The organism is Streptomyces sp. NTH33 (genome assembly GCF_003236365.1).
Classification (GTDB): domain Bacteria; phylum Actinomycetota; class Actinomycetes; order Streptomycetales; family Streptomycetaceae; genus Streptomyces.
On sequence record NZ_POTZ01000709.1, the window covers coordinates 1 to 2,514 of the forward strand.

Below are 2,514 nucleotides of genomic sequence, written 5' to 3' on the forward strand. Positions count from 1 at the left end.
GGGCGGCGGCCGTCGTGGCGGCGGCCGCCGTGGCGGCGGCCGTCGTGGCGGCGGCCGTCGTGGCGGGTGCGGGGCCGACGGCTGTCGGCACGGTCGGTGCGGTCGATGCGGTCGGCACGGTCGATGCGGTCGATGCGGTCGGCACGGTCGATGCGGTCGGTGCGGCGGTCACCGACGGATACGGGGTCGGGGACGCCGTACCGGTCCCGGCGGTGCGCGTGACGGTTTCCGGGTGGTTTCCGACCGCCTGCGTGGGCACGTACGCCTGTGCGCCGCTCGGCCGTCGTCCCTCGGCGGCCTCGGCGAGCATCTGCTCGGCCGCCTCCGCCGGCGGCCGCTCGGCCGGATCCTTGCGCAGCAGGGCGGTGATGACCGGGCCGAGCGAACCGGCGTACCGCGCCTCGCGGGGCTCCTCGTCGACGACCGCCTGCATGGTGGTCAGCGGTGAGGTGCGGCGGAACGGCGACAGGCCCTCCACGGCCGTGTAGAGCGTGGCGCCCAGCGCCCACAGGTCGGAGGCCGGGCCCGGATCGTGGCCGCGGACACGCTCGGGGGCCAGGTAGTCGACCGAGCCGACGACCTCCCCGGTGCGGGTGATGGTCGTGTCACCCTCTATCTGCGCGATGCCGAAGTCGGTGAGCAGGACGCGGCCGTCCCGGCCGAGCAGGACGTTGCCGGGCTTGACGTCGCGGTGCAGCACCCCGGCGGTGTGCGCGGCGCGCAGGGCGCGCAGCACCCACAGGCCGGTCCGGGCGGCTTCCTCCGGCTCCAGCCGGCCCCGCTCCTTGAGCGTGTCCGCCAGCGAGCGGCCCTCGACCAGCTCCATCACGATCCAAGGGCGGCCGTCGTGCTCCAGTACGTCGTGCACGGTGACGACCGCGGAGTGGTTGATCCGCGCGGCGGCGCGCGCCTCGGCCCGGGTGCGCGCGAGCAGGACCGCCTGGTCGTTCCCGGCGGCGTAGAGCGCGGCGGTCAACTCCTTGATGGCGACGGCCCGGTGCAGCACCTCGTCGTGTGCGCGCCACACCCGGCCCATGCCGCCGCTGCCGATGGCGTCGGCGAGCCGGTAGCGGCCCGCGAGGAGCGGGCCCTGCGTCTGATTCACGTTTCCCCGCAATGGTCTTGACAGGGCCAGGGTAAGTTCAGGCCACCCCACGGGGAACCAGCGGGGCCCCGAGGAGTCCCGACTGTGACGGTTGTCGCTTCCCGGGGCCGGTGGGCCCTTCCGTGCTCACCCCGTGTATTGATACGTCGCCGACGCCTGCTCGTACAGCCTGGTCACCTGGTCCCGCTGGGCCTCGGGCCCCCGGACCTGCACGACGTGGTACCTGCCGTCGATGAGGACGGCCAGGTTGCGCACGAAGAGCTGCTGCCCGTTCGCGCCCGTCCACGTGAACTGCCCCTCGGCCATGGTGCGTCCGCCCACCTGGATGGTCCGCAGCCCGGAGGAGGTGGCCCAGCTGGAGGCGCGGTAGCCCTGCAGCTCGCTCTCCTTCTCCCGCTGGTACGCCATCGGGTCGCTGCCCAACTCGGCGGCGCTGTCCCGCCCGGGTACGACGATCAGCTCGAACGCGCCGTGTGAGTAAACGACTTGGCCCCGGTCGTTCTTGGGCGTACGGGTCCAGCCCTTGGCGACGGCGACCTGGAAACCGGCGGGGTCCACGCGGAGGGTGAAACCACCGGCGAGGTCGGGGGCCGTGGTCTGCGCCTCGGTCGAACCTGCGGACCTGGACGGGCTGTTGCCGGTGCGGGACGAGGACGGGGAGGGCCCGGGCCGGGACGCGCCGTCCGTCTCCGCCGGGGCCGGGTCCGCCTCGCCGGCGGTTCTGGTGCGATCGCCGCCCGCCGCGCCGCTGTGGCCGGCCTTCGGCATGAACAGCATCGCGTACGCGATCGCGGCGGTCAGCAGGAGCAGGATCAGCAGGAGCAGCGTGCGGCCCAGACTCCGCGGCGAACGGGACCGCTGCTTGGCCCGCTTGTGCCGTCCGTGCGGGGCGGGCAGCCCGGCACGCCGCCTGCGCACCAGCTCGCCGCGGCGGCGTACGACCGGCAGCCGGCTGGAGTCGGCGGGCGGGGCGGCGATGACGTGCACGCCGGCCTCCGGTTCGGGCGCGGACCGCACCAGTGAGCGCAGCCAGCCGCTCAGCTCCTCGAAGTCCGGGCGTTCGGTGGGGTCCTGACGCAGCAGCGACTCCACGACCGGGCGCAGCGGCCCACACTCCTCCGCGTAGGCGGGCGGCTCGGCGCACACCATCTGCACCAGTTCGGCGGTCGACTCCTCCGGGTACGGCGCGTGCCCCTGTACGGCCCTGAAGAGCAGCGCGCCCAGCGCCCACAGGTCGGTCGCCGGTCCGATGGGCGCGGCCAGCTGCCAGTTCTCGTGGACGGGCCCGGCCTGCTCCGGCGCCCACCGCTCGGTCACCGGTCCCACCACGGCCATCCGCGCCTGCCGGGCCCGCTCGGCCGCGAGCGCGGTGGCGGGTCCGCGTGGCACGGGGGTGCCGGCGACGGGGC

At 74.9% G+C, this 2,514-nt stretch carries 1 protein-coding gene and 1 pseudogene; both read right to left on the reverse strand.

Annotated elements, in window-relative coordinates:
- Positions 1 to 1,036, reverse strand: a 1,036-nt coding sequence (locus C1I97_RS35310) for a serine/threonine-protein kinase (RefSeq protein ID WP_258382896.1), incomplete at its 3' end; no start/stop codon positions are given.
- Between the two features lie 195 nt (positions 1,037 to 1,231).
- Positions 1,232 to 2,514 (reverse strand): annotated as a pseudogene (locus C1I97_RS35315) (serine/threonine protein kinase); the annotation flags it as partial.